This is a genomic window from Pseudoclavibacter sp. RFBG4, from assembly GCF_002931515.1.
In the GTDB taxonomy this organism is placed as follows: domain Bacteria; phylum Actinomycetota; class Actinomycetes; order Actinomycetales; family Microbacteriaceae; genus Pseudoclavibacter.
Genome location: NZ_PSYC01000039.1, coordinates 44,330 through 68,545, shown reverse-complemented (window position 1 = coordinate 68,545; position 24,216 = coordinate 44,330). Strand labels below are relative to the sequence as shown.

At 69.9% G+C, this 24,216-nt stretch carries 23 protein-coding genes and 1 tRNA gene; 12 read left to right on the top strand and 12 right to left on the bottom strand.

The window, feature by feature from the left end; all coding sequences use genetic code 11:
• Positions 1–12: 12 nt before the first annotated feature.
• A complete protein-coding gene (locus C5E10_RS14880) occupies positions 13–1,338 on the top strand; it encodes a GNAT family N-acetyltransferase (RefSeq protein WP_104332294.1) in 1,326 nt (441 codons plus the stop codon).
• A 75-nt stretch (positions 1,339–1,413) separates the two neighbouring features.
• The gene (locus C5E10_RS14875; protein WP_104241846.1) at positions 1,414–2,787 is read left to right on the top strand and encodes a hypothetical protein; all 1,374 of its coding nucleotides are present in this window, start codon (positions 1,414–1,416) and stop codon (positions 2,785–2,787) included.
• A 72-nt stretch (positions 2,788–2,859) separates the two neighbouring features.
• Here C5E10_RS14875 and C5E10_RS19215 read toward each other — a convergent pair whose 3' ends face one another.
• Together C5E10_RS19215 and C5E10_RS14870 are read right to left on the bottom strand one after the other, a co-directional pair.
• The gene (locus tag C5E10_RS19215) at positions 2,860–3,003 is read right to left on the bottom strand and encodes a hypothetical protein (RefSeq protein ID WP_160073511.1); all 144 of its coding nucleotides are present in this window, start codon (positions 3,001–3,003) and stop codon (positions 2,860–2,862) included.
• Positions 3,004–3,098: 95 nt separating this feature from the next.
• Positions 3,099–3,452 carry an MmcQ/YjbR family DNA-binding protein gene (locus C5E10_RS14870; protein ID WP_104332293.1) on the bottom strand — a complete coding sequence of 118 codons (354 nt, stop codon included), beginning with the start codon at positions 3,450–3,452 and terminating at the stop codon, positions 3,099–3,101.
• Between the two features lie 167 nt (positions 3,453–3,619).
• Here C5E10_RS14870 and C5E10_RS14865 point away from each other — a divergent pair, with 167 nt between their 5' ends.
• A complete protein-coding gene (locus tag C5E10_RS14865) occupies positions 3,620–4,654 on the top strand; it encodes an NADPH:quinone reductase (protein ID WP_104332292.1) in 1,035 nt (344 codons plus the stop codon).
• An 81-nt stretch (positions 4,655–4,735) separates the two neighbouring features.
• Here the strand turns inward: C5E10_RS14865 and C5E10_RS14860 are convergent, their stop codons facing one another.
• The 4 genes from C5E10_RS14860 to C5E10_RS14845 are packed head-to-tail and all read right to left on the bottom strand — an operon-like array spanning position 4,736 to position 8,672.
• Entirely contained in the window at positions 4,736–5,359 is a 624-nt protein-coding gene (locus C5E10_RS14860; RefSeq protein ID WP_104241840.1) for a methyltransferase, read from the bottom strand.
• 58 nt (positions 5,360–5,417) lie between these two features.
• On the bottom strand, positions 5,418–6,482 hold the full coding sequence (locus C5E10_RS14855) for a tripartite tricarboxylate transporter substrate binding protein (RefSeq protein WP_104332291.1): 1,065 nt from the start codon (positions 6,480–6,482) through the stop codon (positions 5,418–5,420).
• Between the two features lie 29 nt (positions 6,483–6,511).
• On the bottom strand, positions 6,512–8,083 hold the full coding sequence (locus tag C5E10_RS14850) for a tripartite tricarboxylate transporter permease (protein WP_104332290.1): 1,572 nt from the start codon (positions 8,081–8,083) through the stop codon (positions 6,512–6,514).
• Position 8,084: 1 nt separating this feature from the next.
• Positions 8,085–8,672, bottom strand: a complete 588-nt coding sequence (locus C5E10_RS14845; protein ID WP_104332289.1) for a tripartite tricarboxylate transporter TctB family protein — start codon at positions 8,670–8,672, stop codon at positions 8,085–8,087.
• A 211-nt stretch (positions 8,673–8,883) separates the two neighbouring features.
• Between C5E10_RS14845 and C5E10_RS14840 the strand changes: the two genes are divergently transcribed.
• Together C5E10_RS14840 and C5E10_RS14835 are read left to right on the top strand one after the other, a co-directional pair.
• A complete protein-coding gene (locus C5E10_RS14840) occupies positions 8,884–9,732 on the top strand; it encodes a MurR/RpiR family transcriptional regulator (RefSeq protein ID WP_104241832.1) in 849 nt (282 codons plus the stop codon).
• Entirely contained in the window at positions 9,729–10,982 is a 1,254-nt protein-coding gene (locus C5E10_RS14835) for an MFS transporter (RefSeq protein WP_104332288.1), read from the top strand. The genes C5E10_RS14840 and C5E10_RS14835 overlap by 4 nt, the downstream gene beginning before the upstream one ends.
• A 69-nt stretch (positions 10,983–11,051) precedes the next feature.
• Here C5E10_RS14835 and C5E10_RS14830 read toward each other — a convergent pair whose 3' ends face one another.
• The 3 genes from C5E10_RS14830 to C5E10_RS14820 all read right to left on the bottom strand — a co-directional run bounded on the left by C5E10_RS14830 (position 11,052) and on the right by C5E10_RS14820 (position 12,644).
• Positions 11,052–11,879: an SDR family NAD(P)-dependent oxidoreductase gene (locus tag C5E10_RS14830; RefSeq protein WP_181062794.1), complete on the bottom strand. Its 828-nt coding sequence runs from the start codon at positions 11,877–11,879 to the stop codon at positions 11,052–11,054.
• A 75-nt stretch (positions 11,880–11,954) separates the two neighbouring features.
• Positions 11,955–12,497 carry a DinB family protein gene (locus tag C5E10_RS14825; RefSeq protein ID WP_104332287.1) on the bottom strand — a complete coding sequence of 181 codons (543 nt, stop codon included), beginning with the start codon at positions 12,495–12,497 and terminating at the stop codon, positions 11,955–11,957.
• Positions 12,498–12,572: 75 nt separating this feature from the next.
• Positions 12,573–12,644, bottom strand: a tRNA-Arg gene (locus C5E10_RS14820).
• A 258-nt stretch (positions 12,645–12,902) separates the two neighbouring features.
• Here C5E10_RS14820 and C5E10_RS14815 point away from each other — a divergent pair.
• The 3 genes from C5E10_RS14815 to C5E10_RS14810 are packed head-to-tail and all read left to right on the top strand — an operon-like array spanning position 12,903 to position 18,605.
• Positions 12,903–17,039 (top strand): ATP-binding protein, encoded by a 4,137-nt coding sequence (locus C5E10_RS14815; protein WP_104332286.1) that lies wholly within the window; start codon positions 12,903–12,905, stop codon positions 17,037–17,039.
• 2 nt (positions 17,040–17,041) lie between these two features.
• Positions 17,042–17,284 (top strand): hypothetical protein, encoded by a 243-nt coding sequence (locus tag C5E10_RS18930; RefSeq protein ID WP_146080296.1) that lies wholly within the window; start codon positions 17,042–17,044, stop codon positions 17,282–17,284.
• Positions 17,277–18,605, top strand: a complete 1,329-nt coding sequence (locus C5E10_RS14810) for an MFS transporter (protein WP_104241824.1) — start codon at positions 17,277–17,279, stop codon at positions 18,603–18,605. The genes C5E10_RS18930 and C5E10_RS14810 overlap by 8 nt, the downstream gene beginning before the upstream one ends.
• Before the next feature lie 219 nt (positions 18,606–18,824).
• Here the strand turns inward: C5E10_RS14810 and mscL are convergent, their stop codons facing one another.
• Genes mscL through C5E10_RS14795 form a run of 3 tightly spaced genes read right to left on the bottom strand, consistent with a single transcriptional unit; the run spans position 18,825 to position 20,248 of the window.
• Complete coding sequence (gene mscL / locus C5E10_RS14805; RefSeq protein WP_104332285.1) at positions 18,825–19,262, bottom strand: large conductance mechanosensitive channel protein MscL; 438 nt, start codon at positions 19,260–19,262, stop codon at positions 18,825–18,827.
• 45 nt (positions 19,263–19,307) lie between these two features.
• Positions 19,308–19,610, bottom strand: coding sequence for an FmdB family zinc ribbon protein (locus C5E10_RS14800; protein WP_104241820.1), 303 nt, complete (start codon positions 19,608–19,610; stop codon positions 19,308–19,310).
• A 59-nt stretch (positions 19,611–19,669) separates the two neighbouring features.
• A complete protein-coding gene (locus C5E10_RS14795) occupies positions 19,670–20,248 on the bottom strand; it encodes a 5-formyltetrahydrofolate cyclo-ligase (RefSeq protein ID WP_104332284.1) in 579 nt (192 codons plus the stop codon).
• A 133-nt stretch (positions 20,249–20,381) separates the two neighbouring features.
• On the opposite strand from C5E10_RS14795, the gene C5E10_RS14790 reads away from it, so the two are divergent.
• The 4 genes from C5E10_RS14790 to C5E10_RS14775 all read left to right on the top strand — a co-directional run bounded on the left by C5E10_RS14790 (position 20,382) and on the right by C5E10_RS14775 (position 24,186).
• Complete coding sequence (locus tag C5E10_RS14790; protein WP_104332283.1) at positions 20,382–21,305, top strand: UTP--glucose-1-phosphate uridylyltransferase; 924 nt, start codon at positions 20,382–20,384, stop codon at positions 21,303–21,305.
• 12 nt (positions 21,306–21,317) lie between these two features.
• Positions 21,318–21,965, top strand: coding sequence for a GNAT family N-acetyltransferase (locus tag C5E10_RS14785; RefSeq protein ID WP_104332282.1), 648 nt, complete (start codon positions 21,318–21,320; stop codon positions 21,963–21,965).
• A gap of 129 nt (positions 21,966–22,094) precedes the next feature.
• Entirely contained in the window at positions 22,095–23,216 is a 1,122-nt protein-coding gene (locus tag C5E10_RS14780) for a hypothetical protein (protein ID WP_104332281.1), read from the top strand.
• A 43-nt stretch (positions 23,217–23,259) separates the two neighbouring features.
• Positions 23,260–24,186 carry a hypothetical protein gene (locus C5E10_RS14775; RefSeq protein WP_104332280.1) on the top strand — a complete coding sequence of 309 codons (927 nt, stop codon included), beginning with the start codon at positions 23,260–23,262 and terminating at the stop codon, positions 24,184–24,186.
• Positions 24,187–24,216 lie beyond the last annotated feature (30 nt).

The following is a 24,216-nucleotide window of genomic DNA, read 5'->3' as shown; positions in this document are numbered from 1 at the left end:
TACCCTGGATGCATGACTGCAGCCGACGACTTCGCGCGCCATCCCATCGACCCGACCTCCGCGGCGAAGCTCGCGGAGTCCGGCCTGCGCTACGAGACGCTCGATACCGATGACGCGGCCACCTTCAACGCATGGGCGCGAGCAGACCTCCGTGGATTCCTCGCCGCCGAGCCGAGCGAGAAGCAGCTCGAGGGGATGCGCGCATCCCTGGGCTACCGCCGCACGACGGGCGTCTGGGACGACTCGGCGCCCTTCGTCGACGAGCCCATCGCCACGGTGAGCTCGTGGCCCGCCGACCTCACGCTGCCGGGCGGCAGTCAGCTGACCAGCTGGGCGATCAGCTCGGTGACCGTCTCCCAGGCTCGCCGCCGCCGCGGGATCGCCAGGAACCTGCTCGAGGGGGAGCTGCGCACGGCCGCTGCCCTCGGCCTCCCGCTCGCGGCCCTCACGGTGTCGGAGTCGACGATCTACGGCCGGTTCGGCTTCGGGCCCGCGACCTTCGCCGCGAGCTTCAGCATCGACACGCGCCGCGTCCGCTGGGCCGGCCCGACCCCGGGCGGTCGCGTCGACTACGTGGGGCGGGAGCAGTGGGCCGAGCAGATCGGCGGCCTCTTCGACCGCGTCAGGGTGGCGCGGGTCGGGGAGATCGAGGGCTGGGACGGAATGTGGCCCCGCCTCGCGGGAACGGTGCACGACGAGGACGGCGATGGCAAGAAGCTCCGCGCCATCACCTACACCTCGGAGGCCGGTGACCTCGAGGGGGCAGCGCTGTTCAAGCTCGAGGGCGGCGACCACGACTACGCGAGCCACACGCTGAACGTCGAGTTCCTCCGCGCCGTCAGCGACGACGCCTACGCCGCGCTGTGGCGCTTCTTCCTCGAGGCCGATCTCGTCGCGACCGTCAAGGCGGAGCAGCTCGCCATCGACGAGCCCATCAGGTGGATGCTCGGCGACCAGCGGGCCGCGACCGTCACGACCTCGGACCACCAGTGGCTGCGCATCCTGGACACGAAGGCCGTGCTGGACGCGCGACGGTATTCGTCGCCCGGCGTGCTCGGACTCGAGATCGAGGATGCGCTCGGCTTCGCGGGCGGATCGTTCGTGCTCACGGTCGATGCGGATGGCGTCGGGACGGCGGAGCCGGTCGACGCCCTGCCCGCGGGCTCGGCCGCCGTGCGCCTGGGCGTGGACGCGCTCGGGTCGCTCCTCCTCGGCGGCGTATCGCCCGCCGCGCTCCGCGCAGCAGGCGCTCTGCACGAGCTGAGCGCCGGGGCGGCGGAGCTCGCGGGACGGCTGCTGCGGGTCTCGCCGGAGCCCGCGCCGGGCATCTGGTACTGAGCTCCGCGGGGCGCCGCTCCGCCGACGGTGAACATCGCCAGCTTGGCGGGGCGGCGCGCAACTAGAATCTGCGACATGGCATCTGGATTCTGGGGGCGCGCTCGCCGCGCGAAGCAAGCGCAGCAGGCCGAGATCGACGCCCACGACAAGGACCTGGCGATGAAGGCGGGTGTTGCGCTCGTCGACGCCGATGAGCGCATCCGTCTCATGAACGACGAGCTCTCGTTCGCGGAGGCCGAACTGGGCTCAGGCGCGACGCAGGACCTGAAGGACACGCTCGTCAACGTGCGCAAGTACATGGGCGAGGCGTTCCACCTGAACCAGCTGAACGTCGACGACATCCCGGACACGCCAGACGAGCTGCGCACCAGGAACGCGCGGATCGTGCAGATCTGCGAGTGGGCGATGGGGCTGCTCGAGGAGAAGTCCTCGGTGCTCGAGGAGGCCGTCGCGGTGGTGCGGCAGACGCCCGCCGTGCTCGAGGGCGTCAAGCGGGACTCGGAGCGGCTGCGTGCGCGCATCCCGGACGCGCAAGCCAGCATCGATCGTCTCGCGCTGCGCTACTCGGACGCCGCGCTGCACCAGGTGGGCGACAACCCCGCCGAGGCGGCCCAGCTCCTGACCTTCGCGGAGCACAGCGCCGACGTGTCGCTGCGCCGCCGTGAGGCCGGGCAGAACGAGCAGTCGCGGCTTGCCCTCGAGGCATCCACGGAGGCCGTGCGCCGCGTGCACACGCTGCTCGACGCCGTCGAGAACTACGAGATCGAGGCGCTGCGCGCCGAGTCGACGCTCGCCGCCGTGATCGCGGACTCGAGGGGCGATCTCGTCGCGGCGAGAGACGTGCCACGCAGCCAGGAGGTCGAGGAAGCGGCGAAGCGGCTCACCGATGCGCTCGCCGCGCTCCCTCCCGCGGGTGAGCGCACCGACCCGTTCGCGTCGCTCTCGAGGCTCCGCGCCGCGAACACGGGACTCGACGAGGCGATCGCCAAGGCCAGGGACAGGGCCGCGCGGCCCATCCCGTCGCAGACTCAGGTCGTGACCGCCATCGACGACGCGGATCGGCAGATCGCCGTCGCCAACGACGTCATCTCCGGCCACCGTGGCTGGATCGGCTCGGCGCCGCGCACCCGGCTGGCCGAGGCGGAGCGCATCCGCAACGAGCTGGTCAGCTTCCGGGGCGGTGAAGACGAACGCGAGCAGGCGCTAGCGCTGGCACGCCGGGCGGGTTCGCTCGCGAGCGAGGCGCTGCAGCTCGCGCAGCGCGACATCGACCAGTCGCGTCCGCAGCAGCAGCAGGGATACGACGAGTGGGGCCAGCCGCGTGGCGGCGGTTACCAGGGCGGCTACGGCGGTCGCGGCGGCCGCAGGGGCGGAGACATGGGCGACGTCGTGGGCGGCGTGCTCGGCGGTCTCATGATCGGCGGGCTGCTCGACGGGATGTTCGACTAGCGGCTCGAGCACCCCGGGCGGGCCCACGCTGCGGCGGCGCCCGCCGGCCGTCGTCGGTCGCCGCGGCGCTCGCTACTTCGCGGAGCGCACAGAGAGCAGCTCGTAGCCCTCAGGGACCATCGCCTCGATCTTCGCCTTCGCCGCCTCGTAGGAGTCGGCTTCCGCCTCGATCGTCTCGCTGGCTACCGGACGGATGACTGCAATGACCTTGACCATCCGCTGATCATAGAGCGGACGCGCGGCCCAGGGTGGCACGACGCGGCCCGTCGGACGCCTGGGCGCCTCGGGTTGCGGTGCCTGCCCGAGGTCGGTCAGTCCCGCTCGGGAGAGGACTGCGCATCGCGCAGGATGCGCTTGGTCGCTCTGGCCTCCCACGCCTCCTGGAGCAGTTCGCCGAGCCGCGGCGCAGGGACGTTCGCGAGCCGCACCAGCACGCTCGGGTGGCCGTCGTAGTGGGGTGTCGTGAAGAACGCCGACGGCTCGCCCTGGAGCAGCGCCTCGCGCTCGCCGAGGTCGGCGCGCCAGCACACGAGCACCCCGGGCTCGTCGTGGATGCGTGCGAACATCTTCGTCCCGACGTAGAACGCCGGGGTGCCGTAGGCGGTGCGCTCCGAGGTCTCCGGGAGGCGGAGCGCCAGCCGTCGCACATCGTCGTCGCTGCTCATGACGCCATCGTGCCACCGTCCGGCAGTCCCGTGCCCGGTTGTTGTCGGAACGAGACGGCGTCGCCGCCCGAGCAGGCCGTGCTGGGGGCGGTGGCCCAGGATGCCGCCAGCGCCGTGGACGCGCCACGGAGGGAATAGTGCGGGGCGCCCACTCGCTGAACCCGGGTATGAAGGCAATCGTCTACTCAGCCACCGGTCCATCCAGCGTCCTCTCCCAGGTCGAGCGCGAGGTCGCGCAGCCTGGCCCAGGCGAAGTCCGCGTGAAGGTCGTCGCCTCTGGCGTGAACCCCACCGATTGGAAGGCCCGCGACGGCGGTGGCGCGGGCAGTCTGCTCGGCTTCCCGGAGGTCGTCCCGAACCAGGACGGTGCGGGCGTCGTCGATGCACTCGGCGACGGCGTGGACACGCTCGCCGTCGGCGACCGTGTCTGGGTGTACCTCGCGGCGCACAACCGGCCGACGGGCACGGCGCAGGAGTTCACGGTGCTGCCCGCCGACCGTGTCGTCGCGTTGCCGGACGGCATCGACTTCGACGTCGCCGCGAGCCTTGGCGTGCCCGCCATGACGGCGCACCGGGCACTCACGGTGCACGAGCACGGCCCCGCCCGTCTCTCACCCGAGGCGCTCGCGGGCCGCACGGTGCTGGTGCACGGCGGCGCAGGAGCGGTGGGCCACGCGGCCATCCAGCTCTCGGTGTGGGCAGGTGCGACGGTGATCACGTCCGTGAGCAGCGACGAGAAGCAAGCCCTGGCCCTCGCAGCCGGGGCGCACCACGTGGTCCGCTACCCGGACGCCTCGCTCGCCGAGCGCATCCGGGAACTGGCTCCGAACGGCGTCGACCACATCGTCGAGGTGTCGCCCACGCAGAACTCGGCGCTCGACGTCGAGGTCATCGCGAACCACGGCAGCATCGCCTACTACGCGAACAACAACGGCGACGACTTCACCGTGCCCATCATCGCGAGCTTCGCGAAGAACGTCCGCTGGCAGGGGCTGCTGCTCTACACGGTGGGTCCGGATGCGCTGCACGCGGCGGCCGAGGACGTGACGGCGGCGCTCGTCGACGGCGCGCTTCCCGTGGGGGAGCCGGCTGGCCTGCCCATCACGTGGTTCCCGCTCGAGGAGACGGCCCAGGCGCACGACGCGGTCGAGGGTGGAGCCGTGGGGAAGGTGCTCATCCGCGTCGCGGACGAGAACGCCTGATCGCAGCGCTCACAGTGACGTCGGCCGCAGCTCCTCTGCGGGGCTGCGGCCGACGTGTGTCCTTCGTCCTGGCTGTGGCGACTAGACCCGAACCCGAGCCGTCTCCTCGATCGCGATCCGCTTGCGGCGCTCGCCCGCCTCGATCTCCTCGGCGCGGGTGATGACCTCGTCGGCCTCTTCGCTGCGAACGACGACAACCCCGTCGTCGTCGGCCACGATGAGGTCCCCAGCTTCGACGACCACACCGCTGATCGCGACCGGGATGCCGATGCGACCCGGGCCGAACTTGTAGGGGCCGGCTGGCGTCACCGCGCGGGCGAAGACCGGGAGCCCGATCTCGCCGAGGCCCACGGCATCGCGGATCGCCCCGTCGATGACGAACCCGGCGACACCGAGGCGCAGGGCTCGGAGCCCGATGAGGTCGCCGATGAGCGCTCGGCTCACGTCGCCGCCGCCGTTGACGACCAGCACGTCTCCCGGCTGCGCGACGTCGAGGGCCTTGTGGATGATGAGGTTGTCGCCCGGGCGGGTCCAGACGGGAAGCGCGCGGCCCGCGAGCTTCGCGCCATCCCAGACCGGCCGTATCCCTGAGGCCGTGCCGAGCCGGTCTTGCGCATCCCCGATGTTGGCGCTCGGGATGCCCCGCGCGCGGTCGATGAGGCGGTCGCTTGTCGTCGCGGTGCTGCTGGCGTGCTCGCTGTTCATGCGTCGATCTCCTGCTGGTCGAGCGGCTGATGGGGCGGTTGGTCGAGCGGAGGCGGTGCTACTCACCGGCGATCAGCTCCGCGATGATCGGCTTCGTCGTCGCTTCTCGCTCCTCCCAGAGCGTGGCCACGTCTGCGGCTGGCATCCAGTTGGGTACCGTTCCCGCATTCTCGAGCGCGGCGACGACGTCGGGATCCTCGGTTGCGGCTTGGAGGGCTGCCTCGAGCGCGGCGACCGCCGCGGCTGGCGTTCCGGCCGGGACCGAGACGGCGAAGTTGTTCGACATCGGCGCCACTTCGAAGCCCTGCTCGTTCAACGTCGTGACGTCGGGGAAGAAGGGGCTTGGGACGTCGCTGAGGACCGAGAGCACGTTGATCTCACCTGACTTGGCCTGCCCGATGAACGAGGAGACGCCCCCGAGGGCGAAATCGACCTCGCCGGAGACGAGAGCTGCGATCTTGTCGGCGCCGCTGTTGTAATGCACGATGTTGAATTCGAGGCCGAGCTCCTTCTCGAGGGTGCGGAGGTTGACGTGGTCGTCTCCCGCACGCGAGTCGGTGCCGACGGTGATGGTGCCGGGGCTCGCCTTGACGGCATCGAAGAGCTCCTGCGTGCTCGTGTATGGGCTGTCCTTGTTGACGCCGATGACGATGTCGTTGAGCGCGAACGAGCCGACGGGTGCGAAGCTCTCCCGGTCGAAACCGGCCTGCTTGCTCGGGTCGAGGTAGCGGCCGAAGATCGAGGGGATGTTCGTGAAGCCCAGCGTGAGCCCGTCCGGCTTGGCGGAGGCCAGCGCGTTGAGGCCGATGACCTGGTTGCCGCCCTCCTTGTTGACGACCTTGATGTTGACGCCGAGGTCTTCGCCCATGGCGGGGGCCATGATGCGGGCGAGGATGTCGTTGCCGGCTCCGGCCGCAGATGGCACGATCCACTCGATCGTTGATCCGGCTTCCGGGAACTCGGCACCGTCGTCGGCGGCCCCAGCGGTTCCCGTCGCGCAGGCGCTCAGCAGGGACGCGATGGCGGCGGCTGCGACGACCGCCGTCAGGCGCGTGCTCCTGCTCGCCCAGCCGCGGCGCTTCGGCGACGCGGGGGTGTTCTCGATTCTGGGTGTGGTGAACATTGACTGACTCCTTCGTCGGTCCGGGGGTGCTAGCGGTTGGTGGATGAGGAGGTCTGCATCTCGGGGGTCTGCTGCTCGAGCTCCAGGGCGAGCCGCTTCGCGTTCATCCGCGTGACGCGCTTCGCGAGCAGCGAGCTGAGGAGCGGGCGGGCGGCGCCGAACAGCACCGCGACGACGATCACGATGAGCAGCGTCACGCTGATGCCGCTGCTGAGGAACACCGAGTAGTCGCCGCGGGAGAGGGCGAGTGAGCGCTGGAAGTTCTCCTCGAGCATCGGCCCGAGGATCACGGCGAGCACCAGCGGGGTGAGGGGCACGGCGAACAGGTGGAAGAGGTAGCCGACGATGCCTGCCCCGAGCATCACGAAGATGTCGAATGCTGAGCCGTTGATGCTGTAGGTGCCGAGGAACATGAACGCGATGATGACGGCCATCAGGTAGTGGAACGGCACCTTGAGCACCGCGATCCACACTCGCGCGAGCGGCACGTTGAGGATGAGGAGAATCACGTTGCCGACGAGCAGGCTCGCGATGATCGCCCAGGCGACCTCAGGGTTGTCGCGGAACAGGAGCGGGCCGGGGATGAGGCCGTTGATCGTGAAGGCGCCGGCCATGATGGCCACGGTGGCGCTCGTCGGGATGCCGAGCGTGAAGAGCGGGATCATGGAGGAGACGGCGAGTGCGTTGTTCGCCGCCTCCGGCCCCGCGACGCCCTCGACGGCGCCCTTTCCGAACTCCCCGCCCCGGCGTGAGATGCGCTTCTCGAGGGCGTAGGAGGCGAGCGAGGTCGCGGCGCCGGGCGAGCCGGGCAGGAGGCCCATGACGAACCCGATGAAGGATCCGCGCATGAAGGGTCCGGCGGAGCGCCGGAGGTCGGTGCCCGTCGGGAGGAGCTTGCCGACCTTGATGGGCTTGCGGATGCCGTCCTTGCCGCCGCGCGCCTGGGCGAGCACCTCGCTCATGCCGAACACGCCCATGACGATCGCGACGAGGCCGAGGCCGTCGAAGAGCTCCGGCATCTCGAAGGTGAAGCGCTGCACTCCCTGGCCCTGGTCGATGCCGACGCTCGCGATGGCGAGTCCGACGCCGACGCTGAGGAGCGCCTTGGCCGGGTCGCGGCCGGCGAAGCTCGCGACGAGCGCCATGCCCAGCACCGAGACGAGGAAGAGCTCGGGTGCGCCGAATTCGAGGGCGAGCCGACTGAAGGGGGCGACGAGCACGAATCCGATGACCCCAATGAGGCCGCCGACGAACGAGGCGAGGGCTGCGATCACGAGCGCGGGTCCGCCGCGCCCCCGCTTCGCCATCTCGTAGCCGTCGAGCGTCGTCGCGATAGACGACGCCTCGCCGGGTATGCGGAGGAGGACGGCCGTGATCGTCCCGCCGTAGGCCGCTCCGTAGAGGATGGCGGCGAGCATGATGATGGCTGTTGTCGCGTCCAGGCCGAAGGTGACCGGGATCAGCAGCGAGACGGCGGCGGCCGGGCCGAAGCCGGGGAGCACACCCACGAGCATGCCGATGACGCAGCCGAGGAGGGCGAAGAGCAGGTGCTCGGGGGTGAGGACGGTGATGAGGCCGCCGATGAGATTCTCGAAGCCCATGTCAGAGTCCAATCCAGCTGAGGGGAGCGATGCTCGCGTGCGGCAGCGCGGTGTTGAGCCACACCTCGAAGACGAGGCGCGAGAGGCCCGTCACGACGAGCGCGACGAGGAGGGAGATCCACCAGCGGCGCCCACCGACGAAGATGAGGACGGTCGTGAGCATGAGCACCATGACGACCGAGTAGCCGAGGAGGGGGAGGAGTGCGGCGCCGAGGGCGACGCTTCCGACGATCGTGCCGATTCGGAGCCACGCCGCCTTGTCCGGCAGCGACTCGTCGTCCATCTCGTCGCTCTCTTCTCCTTCGAGGAGCGCCTCGAAGGGTGCGTCCGTCCCGATCGAGCCGGTGGCGGTCGGGAGATCCGGGAGGTGCGCTGGGGCCGCGCCGCGGACTCGCTCTGCGGCGAGGCGGAGGGCCCAGAGTAGGCCGGCACCGCCGACGAAGACCGCGGCGACGAGCGGCATGAGGCCCGCTCCGACCCCGGTATCCGCGGTGAGGCCGTAGCTCACCGCGGCGCCGCCGAAGGCGATTGCCGCCACGACGCAGGCGGCTGCGATGCCCCATTCGGCTCTGATCCTGTTCGATGACATCGTTGTCCTCCGCCTCTCTGCGGTTCGAATCCTGGTGCGTTTCGGGAAAGCCCTGCTCCCGGAGCGTTCGCCCCTTCGAGTGAACTTGCAACCTTGCACATGCTTGCAGGATTGTGGGAGAGTGTCAAGCAGAGCAAGAAAAGCTGGCACTGTGTTGCTGTGAGCAGCGGCAGTTGCACGGGCAACAGCATCCACTCAATGAGGAGTCCAGGTGAGTTTCAGATCGGTCATCGCCAGCAGCACCAAGCAGCTGAGCAGCTCAGAGCGCAAGGTCATGGCCGTGCTGCTGTCAGGCGAGCGCGTCTCGGAGGCGCCGGCGGCCGAGATCGCGCAGCGCGCGGGCACCCACGAGTCGACTGTCGTCCGTCTGGCGCAGAAGCTCGGCTACCGCGGCTACCCCGACCTGCGAGCCGATCTGCAGCGGGATGAGGGCTCCGAGGCCGCCGAGCAGGAGAGCTACATGCGGGCAGAGTCGGGCCACGACCTCTACTCGTTCGCGAGCGATGAAGCGGAGGCGCTCGAACGGCTCGCGAAGTACGTGCCGCAGGACGTCATGGAGGCCGCGGCTCGAGCGATCGACGCGTCGACGACGATCTACGTCTTCTCGGACGCCGACGACGAACGACCCCTCCGTGATCTCGCAGCGAGGCGCATGCGGCGGCTCGGCTTCACGGTCGTCACGCTCGAGAACAGCGCGAAGGACCTCGCCGAGAACATGGTCGGATTCGATGGCGATTCGACGCTCATCGCCTACGCCCTCAGGGAGGCGTCGATCCGGCTCGCCCCTCTTATGTCGGAGTGCCAGCGCCGAGGCGGGAAGGTCGTGCTCATCAGCGACGTGCCCGGGTTCCATTTCCGGCCGAACCCGGACCACCTCATCGCGGCTCCTCGCGGCGACGACAGCAGCTACCGCACTCCGCTGGTGCCCATCGCTCTCACCTATTCGCTCCAGCTCGCCGTGTTCCACCTCGACCGCAGTCGCTACGCCGCAGTGCGCAGCCAGATCGAGGACCTGACCAGGCACTTCGGTGGCTCCGAGGAAGCTCCCCGGCGTCCATGACGGGGCGGCGACGCCGACCCCCAGAAGGAGGTGAGCAGCCGTGGCGCTTCGCGCTGAGCGTCCAAGCGGCGCTGCTGCAGTCAGCGTGGGTGGGCGCGCGTCTCATGATCGGCTACAAGGCGGTCGAGCTCGGGGCGACGGGGTTCGCGCTCGGGCTCGTCGCGGCCTCGTTCGCGGCTCCTGCACTGTTGGCGGCGCTTCCGGTCGGACGGCTGTCTGACCGGATCGGGGGAGCGAGGGTCGCGCTGCTCGGCGTCGCCGTCTTCGTGAGCGGCCCAGTCCTGCTCTGCTGGGCGAACGAGCTCTGGATCCTTGTGGTCGCGGCGGCGGCGACGGGGATCGGCAGCCTCTTCGTCATGATCGGGCAGCAGACATTCACGGCCCATCGCGGACGGGACGGCACCAGCGACGGCACGTTCGCGGTGCTCACCACCGCCGCATCCCTCGGGCAGCTCGTCGGTCCGCCCATCGTCACCCTGACCGCCTCGGTCGGGGCCGTCGAGGCGAGTGCCCCTGACACCGTGCTCGGGGCCATCGCCTGCATCGTGCTGGTGGTGCTCGGACTTCTCGGCACGCCGGCGCTGCTGCGCGCCGACCGGCAGTCCGCAGCGGCGAAGCGTGCTGAGGCCGAATCCGCGACGGATGCGAGCGGCGGGGCGCCGAAGCGGCGTCACCGTCTTGTCGATCTCGGCAGGGGCAACGGCCTGTGGCGGTCGGTCGCCGTGAGCGCCGCCGTCCTCGTGACGGTCGATCTCCTGTACACGTTCGTTCCTCTGTGGGCTTCGGAGAAGGGCGTGTCGAGCGTCGCCGTGGGTGCGCTGCTCGCCGTCAGGGCCCTCGTGTCCGTCGTCTCGAGGGTCGGTCTCAGCCGGCTCGTGTCCCGCTTCGGACGCAAGGCGCTGCTGCTCGTCTCCATCGGCTGCGGCGTGGGAGCGCTCGTCGCGTTGCCGTTCGTCGCCGCGCTCGGCGCGATTCCCGTCATGGTCGCGCTGGGCGTCGCCCTCGGCATCCCGCAGCCGCTCACGATGTCGTGGGTGGTGCGCATCACGCCGAAGGAGGTGCACGGGCAGGCGCTCGGCCTGCGCATGACGGCGAACCGCTTCGCGCAGATCGTGCTGCCGCTCGGCATCGGAGCGGTCGCCGGGCCGCTCGGTGTGAGCGTCATCCTGTGGGCGAACGCGGCGGTGCTCGCGGCCGCGCTGCTCATCGTGACCGGGTCGAGCGTCGATGACGAGGAGGCCCCGCGCTGAGGCCGGGCGCGAGGGCCGTGTGCGCAGCGCACCGGCCCATCCCAGCCTTCGCTGCGGTGGGGGCGAATCTCACTGCGGGAAGCGAGGGTCCTGGCCGTAGTCGTCGAGTCGGGCGGTCAGGGCGGCGTGCACCTGGGGTGATGCATCGTCGCCGATGAGCACACGCAGTCGAGTGTCGCCCGGGTCGCCGACGTGCGAGAGGATCGCCTCCGCCGCGGACGCGGGGGAGGTGCCGTTCGGTTCGACGCCGGCCGGCGGCGCGGGCCAGGGGACGCTCGGCGTTCCGAAGAGCTGCGTGCGCAGGTCGTCGTAGGCGCCGATGGGCGTGCTGAACTGCATGCTGCCTCCGGCCCAGTCGGTGCCGAGCTCGCCCGGCTGCACGATCGTCACGCGGATGCCGAAGCCGGCGACTTCGGCGGCCAGCGCTTCGCTGAAGCCCTCGAGCCCCCACTTGGCCGCGTTGTAGAGGCCGAGCGTCGGCACGGTGCCGACCGCGCCGACCGTCGAGATCTGCACGATGTGGCCGGCGCCGCGTGCCCGCATCCCGGGCAGCACCGCCTGGCTGAGCCAGAGTGGTCCGAGGAGATCGGTGTCGATGATGCTGCGAGCTTCCGGCTCAGTGACCTCCTCCGCCGCGCCGATGAGGCCGTACCCGGCGTTGTTGACGAGAACGTCGACCGCCCCGAAGTGCGAGGAGGCCCGTTCGACGACGTCGAAGGCCGCCGTCCGGTCCCGGACGTCGAGGGGGAGGACCAGCAGCCTGTCGTGCTCCGGGAGTGAGTGCTCGCCGCGCACCGTCGCGACGACGTTGTGCGACGCTGCCAGTGCGGCGAGCGTCAGGGCGCGTCCGAGTCCGCGGTTCGCGCCAGTGATCAGCCAGGTCTGCGCTGTGCTCATAGCTCGACGCTAGGCGATGATCCTCCCCGCACGGTGTATTGACGCAGCACGAGCCGAGCCGCAGCGCGGGACCTCTTACTCGCCGACGCTTCCGTCGATCGCCTCGCGCAGCAGGTCAGCGTGGCCGTTGTGCCTGGAGTACTCCTCCACCATGTGGATGAGGATCCACCGCAGCCGAGGGATCCGGCCGTCCGAGAATCCCTTGGCGGCGGGGTAGGAGAGGCCCCCGGCGCGGAACGCGCGCTCCGCGGCGTCCCGCGCCCGGGCCACCGACGCCTCCCACTCGGCGAGCAGCTCGGCTGGCTCCTGAGCGCTCGCGGCGTCCCACTCCCAGTCGGGCGTCTTCGTCCAGTCGACGGACGCCCACGGCTCGCGCTGCTCCTCGCCGAAGAGGACAACCCCGAACCAGTCGTCCTCCACGTAGGTGAGGTGCTTGACGAGGCCGCCGAGCGTCATGCTGCTCGGCGGCAGCGTCCTCGACAGTTCGGCCGAGCCGAGACCCGAGAGCTTCCAGGCGAGCGTCGCCCGGTGGAAATCGAGGAAGCCGTTGAGCGTCGACCACTCGTCCTCACCAAGGGGCGGCTCTGGGCGGTCCTGCGCGTCGAAGATCGTCGTCATCGTGCGAGTCTAGGCACCGCCATCCGGCGAGCCGTGAGTCTGGCACATGCGCAGACTGCCGCACGGAATGAACAGTGCCCCTGGAGGGACTCGAACCCCCAACCGTTTGCTTAGGACGCAACTGCTCTTCCATTGAGCTACAGAGGCTGGCGCGACAATGCTACCGGTGCTGGCGGCCTCCCGTGTGCAGCGGTGCCTGATTTCGGGACGAAAACTTGGTCGAGGTGCGGGCGACGCACGCGCGCCTCCACCCGCCGACGGGCCCAGACACCTACAGTGTCACGCGTGTGGGGTCTGTTTCGTAAACGAGGTTCAGAGCCGGGCGACGCGAAGAGCGACGGTCACGGCTCCGGCAAGGGTGCGCCCACAAACAATGAGACGGAGCCGATACCCGACCTCAGTCCAGTGCGCGAGCGCCTCGAACGTGAGCGTGAGGCGCGCGACAGCGAGGCCCGCGAGGCGGACGACGATCTCGATCTCGGACGCGACCACGAGGACGGCGTCAGGGCACGAGGCGGCGACGGCCCGAGCCTCACACGAGGCCGTTCCTGGGTCGCAGATGCGGTTGCGCACGAGCGCAGGACCCACCCGGTTCCCTCCGCCGACGAGGAGGCGCTCACTGCGCTCGACCTCGAACGCGCCGAACAGGCGAGGGCGCTCGAGGCCGCAGTCGACGCGGCGCAGGATTCATGGCTGCACGAGCTCGCGCAACTCGGCGGACCATCCCCTCTTCTCGACTTCGCCGACGAACCCGGCACGTACGTCGAGCTGACCAGCGCGCACCCGGGCGGCATCGCGCCCTTCGCGGCGGGCAAGACCGTGCTGCTGTCTGCCCTCGTCCGCGAGCACTCCTCGTTCCGCGGGGCGCGCGACGCGGCCGACCTCATCGCGCAGAAGGGCACCGAGCTGCTCGCTGGCCGCGGCATGAGCACGATCCAGCTGGCCACGGGCTTCGCCGAGTGGACGCAGGACGGCACCCACTTCCGCGCCCCCATCCTGACCCGCACGGTCGACCTGCGCCGCGCGGGCCGCGACTACGAGTTCACTCTGAAGGGCCCGAGCCGGGTGAACGCCTCCCTGGCGAGGCACCTCGCGCAGCACTTCGGAGTGCGTCTCCCGGTCGCCGAGCTGCTCGAGCTGGCGAAGTCGAACGACGCCTTCCTCCCGCAGCACGTCTTCGACCGCACTCGCGCGCTCGGCGCATCCATCCCGCAGTTCACGGTCTCGGCGCGCGCCGTCATCTCGAGCTTCGGGGAGGTCGCGAGCGCGATGCTCCGCGACACGAACGAGCTCACGCACCCCGTCCTGCGGGCACTCGCCGGAGACGAGGAGGCGCGCCAGAAGGTGGCCGCCGTGCAGCCGGCTGAGCAGCGGCCGAGCCCTGACCGCCGCGACCCGGTGGGGGACCGGTTCCTCCTCGACGCGGACACCGAGCAGGAGCGCGTCGTCGACGCCATCGCTGCCGGCAACTCGGCGGTCATCAACACCATGCCGGGCACAGGCCTCACGCAGACTGTCATCAACGCGCTCGGTCTGCTCGTCGCCGACGGCAAGCGCGTGCTCGTCGTCACGCCCCGCTCCGCGAGCATCCGCGCCATTCGTGCGCGCCTCAAGAGCGTCGGGCTCGAGGGACTCGCCGTCACGCCGCGCACCCTGCGCCGCGACGCGATCGCCTCGATCTCCCGCAACGAGAAGGCCCGCAAGCCCGCGATGCACGAGCTCGACGACGCGCTCGTCCGCCTCCGCCACGTGCTCGCCGACTACCGCGACGCGCTCGTGCACCCCGACCCCGCCCTCGGCGTCTCGGCCCTCGACGCGCTCGAGGAGCTCTCCCGCCTCGAGCTGCGCGAGCATCCCCCGACGACGACCGCTCGCCTCGACCGCGACGCCATCGAGGCGATCGCGACTGGCCGCGACGCCATCGCCCGCCAGCTGCGCGCCGCCGGCGAGCTCGGCCAGTTCAAGTACGGCCCGGACGACTCGCCCTGGTACGGCGTCTCCTTCGAGTCGACCGACGAGGCGAACCGCGCGCAGGAAGCCGCCATCGAGCTCGACGCCGGCACCCTCGTCGAAGTCATCGACCGTGCCCAGGAACTCGTCGGACGCACCAGGATGCGCCCGGCCGAGACCTACGGCGAGCTCGGCATCTACCTGCGACTCCTGCTCGACCTGCGCGAGACCCTCGACCGGTTCCGCCCCGCGGTCTTCGACCACTCGCTGACGGATGTCATCCACGCCACGAACCCGGAGCGCGACGGCAGCGACCTGACGTCGGCTCGCCGCCGCCAGCTGCGCCAGCTCGCGAAGGACTACGTGCGGCCCGGTGTCGTCGTCGACGACCTCCACGAGTCGCTCAAGCTCGCCCAGCGCCAGCGCATCCTCTGGCACCGCTACGTCACGGACGGCTCCACGCCGACCGTCCCGACGGGTATCTCCGACGTGCGCAAGTTCCACCGCGAGGTTGCGGAGAAGCTGCGCCTCCTCGACGAGCCGCTCGTCGACGCCGGAGCCGTCTCGCTCAGCGAGCTGCCCCTAGCCGAGCTCCCGGCCCGCATCACGGAGCTCGCGGCCGACAGCGAGGTGCTGCACAACCTCGTCGAGCGCCTCACCATCATCGAGCGCCTCGAGAACCTCGGCCTCACGCCGCTGCTCGAGGACCTCTCCGAACGCCACGTCGAGGCCGAGGCGCTCGGCGACGAGCTCGAGCTCGCCTGGTGGCAGTCGGTGCTCGAAGACCTCCTCGACCGCGACAAGGCGCTCCTGAACGCCAACACGCGAGTCGTGACTCGCCTCGAGAGCGACTTCCGAGTCGTCGACCAGGCCCACACCGACCACTCGGCCGCCCAGCTCGCCTGGCAGCTCGCCGAAGCGTGGAAGGTCGCCATCGTCGACTACAGCGAGCAGGCGGATGCGCTCCGCCAGCTCCTGCGCCGTCCCGGCGTCCCCTCCACGAAGCTGGCCGTCGAGGCCGGCGACGTCTCCAAGAGCATCGCGCAGCTGTGGCTGACCACCCCCTACGACGTGCCGCTCGTGAGCGAGCGCATCCACTTCGACACGGTTGTGCTCGTGGATGCTGGAACCATGTCGATCGCCGAGAGCATCGGCGCGATCCGCAGAGGCGACCAGGTCGTCGCATTCGGAGACCCCGTCACCCAGTACCCGACGCCGTTCACGGTCGCCGTCACCCGCCCGGCGGCAGACAGCACCGACGCGTGGGGACAGCGCCACGAGGACGCCGTCGGCGAGTCCGTCTACTCGCGGCTCGCGGAGTTCCTGCCGGAGCACGCGCTCACGCGCAGCTACCGGGCTGGCGGCGAGGACCTCGCGGAGCTCATCAACAGGCGCTTCTACAAGGGGCGCATCCGCTCCATGCCGTGGGCGGGGACCCTGCTCGGGCACTCGAGCCTCAGCTTCTCCTTCGTCGAGAACGGCACGGGCCTGCCCGACCCGATCACGGGAGGGGTCGAATCCACCGACGGCGAGGTCAGCCGCGTCGTGGAGCTCGTCGTCGACCACGCCGTGCACCGGCCCCGTGAGTCGCTCATGGTCGTCACGGCTTCTGCGCTGCACGCCCGCCGAGTCGAACAGGCGGTGTACTCGGCCGCCTCTCGCCGGAGCGACATCGCCGACTTCTTCACGGCTGCACGTGGCGAGCCGTTCACGGTCACCACGATCGAGCTGGCCACAGCGCAGTCGCGCGACCGCGTGATCTTCTCCATCGGCTTCGGTCGCACACCCCACGGGCGCGTCCTCGCGAACTTCGGAGTGCTCGGCACCGAGCTCGGCGCGCGCGCGCTTGCCGTCGCCATGACGAGGGCGCGTCGCTCGCTGGTCATCGTCTCGTGCATCCGCCCCGGCGAGCTCGACCCTTCGCGCATGTCCCGCGGGGTGCTCGGACTCGCGCAGATCCTCGGCGAGGCAGAGACCAGCGGCGATACACCGGGCACGGGCACGGGCACGGGCACGGGCGCCGGCCCAGGCTCTGAGCGGGGAGCAGCGGAGCAGACGCCCGCCTCCGCCGACGACGGCACCGAGGTCGACGACCGCGAAGTCGAGGCGCCGCCCATGCTGCTCGATCTCGCGAACCGTCTCGAGTCGTTCGGCATGACGGTCGAGCTGTTCCACCGCGGCCGCATTCCGCTCGCCGCGGCCTACAAGGGCCGCGCCATCGCGATCGATACCGACGGCCTCGACCTGAGGATCGCGGGCTCGGCCGATGCGACGCTGCGGGAGACGCTTCGCCTCCGCCCTGAGCTCCTCAAGCGCCTCGGCTGGTACTACCTTCGAGTGCACTCCTTCGAGCTCTTCGCGCACCCGGAAGCGGTGGCACGACGCATCGCGAAGGCACTCAAGGTGCCGCTGCCGGCGGAGACCGCGGTCATCACGGCCGGATCCCTGCAGGGAGAGCTCGGTCAGCTCACCTCAGGTGCCTCCGCGCCGAGCGGCGCGGCATCCAGCGCGAACCTCGAATCGGTCACCCTGCCGGACGGGAACCAGCAGATCGCGATCGGCCGCCCCGGCGAGCCAGGCGGTGCGAGCTGAGCGTGAACCCCGGCACGCCTGCCCCACGGAAACCGCGACGCCGAGTCACCACGGAACCACCTCCCGGCAGCGACCCGAACCCCCAATCGGCCGACGGCTCCAGCGGGCCCGCCGTGCTCGCCGACGAGGACTCGCCCGCGGCCTGGGGCGACGCGCCCGTCCGCTACGCCGACGACCGCGTGGAGAGCCCGCGCGGGCCCAACGACGACCGACTGCGCGCCGACAAGCCACCGCATTATGGCTGAGCGGGCGATAGAGCCGAACGACCCGACGGTCCCCGGCTCCGACCCCGAGCATCCGACGACGGGCCAGGTCCCCATCGTCTCGAACGCCGACGACGCGCGACCGCCCATCCCCGCAGAGATCTGGGTCCTGCTCGTCGCGACCTTCTTCATCGCGATCGGCTTCGCGCTCATCGTGCCCGTCCTCCCGCAGTACGCGTTGAGCTTCGGCGTCGGCGCGACGCTCGTGTCCGTCGTCGTGAGTGCGTTCGCCTTCATGCGGCTCGTCTTCGCGCCCGGAGCGGGAGCCCTCATCAACCGGCTGGGGGAGCGGCGCATCTACGTCGCCGGCCTGCTGATCGTGGCTGCCTCGACTGCTGCCGTGGCGTTCGCGCAGGACTACTGGCAGCTGCTCGTGTTCCGTGGTCTCGGCGGCGTCGGGTCGGTCATGTTCACGATCTCGGCGGCCGGCATGATCGCCCGATACTCCCCGCCGCAGATCCGCGGCCGCATCTCCGCCCTCTGGGGCGGTATCTTCCTCGTCGGGAACATCGCGGGCCCAGCGGTCGGCGGGGCGCTTGCGCAGTTCGGCATCGGAGTGCCGTTCCTCGTCTACTCGGGAACCCTCGTGATCGCGGCGGCCATCGTCGGCATCATGATGGGCCGCGCTCACCGCATCACGGCGAAGAAGACCGCCGAGGAGGCCGGCCTGCACGACGCTGGCGACGACCGTGCACCCGCGGCCAAGAAGCTCGAGCCGAAGTCGCTCCGAGAGGCGCTCCAGGACTCCGCGTATCGCGCGTCCCTCGTGTTCGGCTTCGCCAACGGATGGGCGAACTTCGGGGTCCGCACCGCGATCCTCCCGCTATTCGTCGCGACGAGCATCAGCCAGGAACCGTGGGTCATCGGCGTCGTCATCGCGGTCGGCGCCGTCGGGAACGTGGTCTCGCTCCAGTACGCCGGCCGGAAGACCGACCGCATCGGGCGAAGGCCCTTCATCCTCGTCGGACTCGGCGTCTCCGCGGTCGCGATGTTCGCCACCGCGTTCGCCGGCGACATCGTCACGATGCTCGCCCTCAGCTTCGTGCTCGGGCTCGGCTCCGGATTGGCCGCGCCCGCCGAGCAGGCGGTCATCTCCGACATCATCGGCTACGGCCGCAGCGGCGGCCAGGTGCTCTCCACCTACCAGATGACGCAGGACGCCGGCAGCATCCTCGGTCCCATCGTCGCCGGCGTCATCGCCGACCTGTTCGGCTTCACCTGGGCGATCATCATCTCCTCGATGATGCTCGCCATCGCCTGTCTCTCCTGGGTGTGGGGCCGCGAGACGTTCCGCTCGTCCTGAGCGAGCGACCATCGGCGCTGGAAGCGCTGGAGGCGCTGGAGGCGCTGGAGGGGCTGGAAGCGACATGGCCAGGGCTTTGGTGGCGGTATCAGGGGTGCTGGATGCGACGTGCAGCGTCTGCATGAAGAGACAGGAACGCCGCCGGGTGACCGGCGGCGTTCCTGTCTCTTCGCAGTGGTCCGAGCTGGCAGCGCTGCTGCGCCGAGCCCGGCGACTCACCTAGGAGCGGGTCTCGGGGCCCTCGCCCTGGAGCTTCGGGGGTGCCTCTTGTTGGGCCTTGAGAAGGTCGCGGATCTCCTCGAGCACGTCCTTCTCGGTGACCGCGGCCTCGACGGCAGGCTTCGGCTTGCCGTGGATGAGGCGGTAGCTCATGTCGTTGAGCTTGTTGATCGGCAGGATGATCGCGAAGTACACGACCGCTGCGATCAGGACGAACTGGATGATCGCGGCGATGACCGCGCCGAAGCCGATGGGCACTGTGGCGATCGTGACCGTGGCGGCCGCGATGTCGTCAGCCGCGAACAGCTTGGCGATGATCGGGTTGAAGATGCCATCGACGATGGCGTTGACGATGCTCGTGAACGCTGCGCCGATGATGACGGCGACGGCAAGCTCGATGACATTGCCCCGCATGATGAATTCGCGGAATCCCTTCACAGGGTCCCCCTTTCGTTCGGTGCTGGAGTGCTGAGTCGTGTCAGTTCAGGACGCGGCGGGGGAGCTGCTGCCGCTCGAGGCGGCGGCGGGAGCCGGTTCCTTCTTGGTCGCGGCGGGCTTCGCCTCCGCGGAAGTCGAGGCGGAGGAAGAGCTCGAGCTCTTCTTCGCGCTGGCTGCGGAATCGGTCCGGTAGAAGCCGGATCCCTTGAAGGAGACGCCGACAGCACCGAAGACCTTGCGCAGCTTGCCTCCGCACTTGTCGCAGACGGTGAGGCTCGCGTCAGCGAACCCCTGCTGGATATCGAAGGCGTTGTCACATTCGGTGCAACGGTATGAGTAGGTAGGCATAATCTCGCTTTCGGGACCAGAACAGCATAATCGCGCGAGAGAGCTGGCGGGGTAATGCTTCAGAAACGCCGGATTCTCGACGGGGTGACGACCCCATCCACGCGCTCGTCGTGCACCTCGCGAGGGACGGCATCGAGCACCTCGTCGTCGTAGACGACCGCGTAGACGGGCGGCCGGCCGGCCATGGAGCCGAGCGTGCGGTCGAAGTACCCGCGACCCCAGCCCATCCGGTAGCCGTCACGGTCGACGGATGCGGCGGGGATGATGAGCAGGTCGGCGTCGCCCAGGGCGATGGGTCCGAGGAGGTCGCCCGTGGCCTCGGGGAAGCCGAGCTCGTGCGGGCGCTCAGATTGCCCGTCGGAGACGACCCAGTCGAGGAGTCCGTCCTCCCGTGTGACGGGCAGCAGCACGGTGATGTCGGCTGCGCCGGCCCAGGCGAGGAAGGGCCGTGTGCTCGGTTCGAATTCGCCCGACAGATAGCAGGAGATGCGCTTCGCACCGTGCTCGGCGACCAGCTGCTGCAGACGGAGGGAGATCTGCTCCCCATGCTCTGCCAGGAGCAGTTCCCCGTGGCTGCGGCGGCGCTGTCTGGTGTCGGCGCGGAGTGCTCGCTTCTCGGTCTTCGCATCGGTCGACATGGGAACGAGCCTAGCGAAGCGTCCCGTCGCGGGTTGGGGAGAGCTTGGCCGAGAACCCGTAGCCCGTGCCGCAGTGGCACGCCACGTGCACCAGCGTTTCGCGATGGCATTCGGTGGCCATACGATACGGCCTATGTCCTCGCGCATCACTAAGGCCGTTATTCCAGCTGCGGGCCTCGGGACGAGGTTCCTGCCCGCGACGAAAGCCATTCCGAAGGAAATGCTCCCGGTCGTCGACCGTCCCGCCATCCAGTATGTGGTCGAGGAGGCCGTCGAAGCGGGGCTCTCGGACGTGCTCATGATCACCGGGCGCAACAAGACGACGCTCGAGAACCACTTCGATCGCGTCGCCGAGATCGAAGCGCTGCTCGAGGCTCGCGGGGAGACCGAGAAGCTCGATCGCGTCCGCGCGGCGACGAACCTCGCCGATGTCCACTATCTGCGCCAGGGTGATCCGCTCGGGCTGGGGCACGCGGTCCTGCGGGCACACCAGCACGTCGGCGACGAGGCCTTCGCCGTGCTCCTCGGTGACGACATCATGGCGGGCGGCGGCTCGCTGCTCTCGCGCATGATCGAGGTGCACGAGGCGACGGGTGCAAGCGTCGTCGCGCTCCAGGAAGTCGACCCGGCCATGATCTCCTCGTACGGCGTCGCCGCCTATGACGCGTCGTCGAGTGTCGAAGACGGCGTTCCCGGGGCGGGGCCGGACACGATCCAGATCACCGGGCTCGTCGAGAAGCCCGCGCTCGAAGATGCTCCGTCGAACTACGCCGTCATCGGTCGCTACCTGCTGCGACCTGAGGTCTTCGGGGTGCTCGAGCAGACCAAGCCGGGCGCCGGGGGAGAGATCCAGCTGACCGACGCGCTGCAGGTGCTCGCCGCGAACCGCGAGGAGCTGGGCGGCGTCGTCGGGGTCGTCTACCGTGAGCGCCGCTTCGACACGGGCAACAAGCTCGACTACATCAAGGCGATCGTCGAGCTCGCCATCGACGACCCGAAGCTCGGACCCGCGCTCAGCCCGTGGCTGCAGCAGTTCGCCGCCTCGATCGCCGAGTAGACTCCGCTTCCTATGAGCGCATCCGTCCCCACGCTGACGCACGGCCCGGTGTCGCTGCGTCCCATCAGGGTCCGGGATGCGCGTGAGCTGGAATCCGTGCTCCTCGCGAACCGCGAGTGGCTGCAGCCGTGGGAGGCGACGAGCCCTGGCGGTGGTGGCCGCTGGGATGTTCGGGGCGGCATCCGCTCGCTCCTGTCCCAGGCGTCGGCGCACACGGCGCTGCCGTTCGTGATCACCTATGAGGGAAGATTCGCGGGACAGCTGACCGTCTCCGGCATCAGCTACGGGGCACTCTCGTCCGCGACGCTCGGCTACTGGGTCGCACGTGAGTTCGCCGGCAAGGGCCTCGCGACGATCGCCACGGCCATGGCCACCGACCACTGCCTGCAGGGGCTCGGCCTGCACCGCATGGAGGTGTGCATCCGACCGGAGAACGCCAAGTCCCTGCGGGTCGTCGAGAAGCTCGGCTTCCGGTACGAGGGCCTGCGTCGTCGCTACATCCATATCGATGGCGACTGGCGCGACCATTTCTGCTTCGGCGTCGTCCGCGAGGAAGCCCCGCACGGTGTGCTGCGGCGCTGGCGCGAGGGCCTCGCCGATGAGCGCGAAGCGCAGGTGCCCCAGGCCGACTGGGAGCGGACAGCGCAGCCCCTCGTCTGAGTCTCTGCCCCTCTGCGGGCTTCAGGCTTCGACAGCTTCGTGGTCCGTCGCAAGAACTTCGGCACTCCCGAATCAGACACTCCGCGCCAATCGGGGTCGGCGGCTCGGTCCGCGCTTAATGTTGACGCCATGCAGTTCGGCAGCAGTCTCGTCCTCGCCCTGGCGGTGACGCTCTGGCTTGCCTATTTCGTGCCGACGTGGGTGCGCCGTCGCAACTACCTCGCAACCGAGGAGAACGCGATCCGGATGCAGCAGGCGCTCCACTCGCTCGCGACCACGAGCGAGCTCGGTCAGGCGCGTGTGCGTGCCGACGGTCGCAGCGTGGTCGAACAGGAGCGACGCATCAAGCGCGCGAAGGCTGAGGCGGAGCGCGCCGAACGCGAACGGGACGAAGCCGCGAGGAGGGCTCTTCCGACGGTCGCCGTCCCACGCTCCATCGAGGATCGCCAGCGGGCCGCCCGCGCGACGCGTCGAGGTCGCCTCGTCACTAGCCTGCTCACGCTCGCCGGTCTCATCGCGGTTGGCGTCGGGATCGCACTCGGCTCGAGCGTCGGCGTCTGGTGGGTGCTCGTCGCCGGCGTCGTGACCGTGCTCGCCGGAGTCGCAGGCCTCCAGCGCCTGGCACGCATCGCGAACGCGCAGCGCCTCGCGGTGCGCGCGGCGGGAGGTACGCAGCGCGCGCCGCGCGCCGAGCGTCGCCCCGACTCGACGATCGACTTCTCCGTGAGCGACGCCCCCACGGTCGAGATCCAGCCGATTGCGGCTGCGGATGCCGCTGAGCCGCTCGCGAGCTGGGTTCCGGTTCCCGTGCCGAAGCCGCTCTACCTCGAGCGTCAGCCAGTCGAGGAGCTGACTGCGGTCGAGAACACGGGGGACGCCTCCGGCCGTCCGGGCCCGGATGGTCCCGGTGGTGGTGTCGAGGTCGAGAAGGTCAACCACCTCGAGCTGCTCCGTGAAGCGGCTCGTCGCTCCGAGCAGAAGATTCGGGATGCACACGCGCAGCCGGGCATCGCGACGTTCTCGACGCGCGCATCCGCTGCGACGGAGGGCATGCCGCTCGCGCAAACCGCTGCCACCCGGGCGGGGCTCGCGCAGTCGTCGCCCGCGCTGAGCGAGGTCGTCCTGAACCCGATCGTCGTCGCCCCCGTCGAGAAGCGGCCGAGCCGCTGGGCGAGCATGGGAGTCATCGAGGAGATCGAGCCCGGGATGGGCGACCTCGATGCCGCCCTGCGCCGTCGTCGCGTCGGCTAGTTGCCGCCGGGCTTCGCGCGCCATCCACTAGTGTGGTCGGATCATGGCTTCACCAGTAGACGGCGACCCCTTCGCGCTGACCGACAACGCATCGATCGATGTGCCGAACGGCATCTTCGCTGCGGGCGACGAGACGCTTGACCGCACCGGCTCGACGAATGCGCGCCTGGTGCTCGGCGGTCCCTTGGCGCGGTTCCGCGCGGCGCCGTCCGCTGCCCGCGTGAGCTGGCTCGTCGCGGCCGTCGCACTGCTCGTCGTGGTCGTCGTCATCCCCGTCTCGATCGGCTCGTTCGCCGCTGTCCGCAAGGAGTCGCTCGCAGCCTCCACGGATGCGCCGGCCCAGCCTGCCGTCGTGGTGCTGAGCGCTGAGACGCTCGCGGTCAGCGCTCAGGTCGATGCCATCGAGCCCGCCTACGTCATGTCGAACGGCCTCGTCACCGACGAGTCGAAGACGACGATGGGTGACATGCTGACCACGGCTCGTGACCAGATCAACGTGAACGATGCAGCGGGTGCCGCCTCGACGATGGAGTCGGCCGTGCCGTACTTCGTGTCGGAGTACTCGCAGCGCGTCGCGACGGCTGCCGAGACGGAGGTCGAGGAGTACGTCCAGTCGGAGTACGAGACCGACGAGCGCCTCGCCGAGCTGATCGCGATCGTACGGGCGAATGCGCAAGGGCAGGACCTCACCGCCCTCGTGTCTGCCGTGATCGAGATCCCCCAGGTTGTCGGTGACGCGCGAGCCGAGCACTTCGGGAACCGGAGGACGTACGTTCCGCCCGCGCCCACGACCGCGGCCCCAGCTCCGACGAGTTCCGCCGCGACCCAGCCGCCCGCGACAGAAGCGCCCCAGCTGACTCAGGCGCCAGCGCCGTCGCAGACGTCCGCTCCTGAGCCCTCCAAGGAACCGGATCCTGAGCCGAAGCCGACGGGTGGGCCCAACTTCACGTCGGCTCCCAACGACGACTAGCTGACGGCGACGAGCCAGCGCCTCCAAATG

Coding starts and splice junctions, on each gene's coding strand:
- C5E10_RS14860 (WP_104241840.1), bottom strand. CDS start 5,359: ATGAACAGCGAGCACGCCAGCAGCACCGCGACGACAAGCGACCGCCTC.
- C5E10_RS14880 (WP_104332294.1), top strand. CDS start 13: ATGACTGCAGCCGACGACTTCGCGCGCCATCCCATCGACCCGACCTCC.
- C5E10_RS14825 (WP_104332287.1), bottom strand. CDS start 12,497: ATGACGACGATCTTCGACGCGCAGGACCGCCCAGAGCCGCCCCTTGGT.
- C5E10_RS14830 (WP_181062794.1), bottom strand. CDS start 11,879: ATGAGCACAGCGCAGACCTGGCTGATCACTGGCGCGAACCGCGGACTC.
- C5E10_RS14835 (WP_104332288.1), top strand. CDS start 9,729: ATGACGGGGCGGCGACGCCGACCCCCAGAAGGAGGTGAGCAGCCGTGG.
- C5E10_RS14875 (WP_104241846.1), top strand. CDS start 1,414: ATGGCATCTGGATTCTGGGGGCGCGCTCGCCGCGCGAAGCAAGCGCAG.
- C5E10_RS14785 (WP_104332282.1), top strand. CDS start 21,318: ATGAGCGCATCCGTCCCCACGCTGACGCACGGCCCGGTGTCGCTGCGT.
- C5E10_RS19215 (WP_160073511.1), bottom strand. CDS start 3,003: ATGGTCAAGGTCATTGCAGTCATCCGTCCGGTAGCCAGCGAGACGATC.
- C5E10_RS14795 (WP_104332284.1), bottom strand. CDS start 20,248: ATGTCGACCGATGCGAAGACCGAGAAGCGAGCACTCCGCGCCGACACC.
- C5E10_RS14855 (WP_104332291.1), bottom strand. CDS start 6,482: ATGTTCACCACACCCAGAATCGAGAACACCCCCGCGTCGCCGAAGCGC.
- C5E10_RS14810 (WP_104241824.1), top strand. CDS start 17,277: ATGGCTGAGCGGGCGATAGAGCCGAACGACCCGACGGTCCCCGGCTCC.
- C5E10_RS14850 (WP_104332290.1), bottom strand. CDS start 8,083: ATGGGCTTCGAGAATCTCATCGGCGGCCTCATCACCGTCCTCACCCCC.
- C5E10_RS14800 (WP_104241820.1), bottom strand. CDS start 19,610: ATGCCTACCTACTCATACCGTTGCACCGAATGTGACAACGCCTTCGAT.
- C5E10_RS14865 (WP_104332292.1), top strand. CDS start 3,620: ATGAAGGCAATCGTCTACTCAGCCACCGGTCCATCCAGCGTCCTCTCC.
- C5E10_RS14845 (WP_104332289.1), bottom strand. CDS start 8,672: ATGTCATCGAACAGGATCAGAGCCGAATGGGGCATCGCAGCCGCCTGC.
- C5E10_RS14790 (WP_104332283.1), top strand. CDS start 20,382: ATGTCCTCGCGCATCACTAAGGCCGTTATTCCAGCTGCGGGCCTCGGG.
- C5E10_RS14870 (WP_104332293.1), bottom strand. CDS start 3,452: ATGAGCAGCGACGACGATGTGCGACGGCTGGCGCTCCGCCTCCCGGAG.
- C5E10_RS14780 (WP_104332281.1), top strand. CDS start 22,095: ATGCAGTTCGGCAGCAGTCTCGTCCTCGCCCTGGCGGTGACGCTCTGG.
- C5E10_RS14775 (WP_104332280.1), top strand. CDS start 23,260: ATGGCTTCACCAGTAGACGGCGACCCCTTCGCGCTGACCGACAACGCA.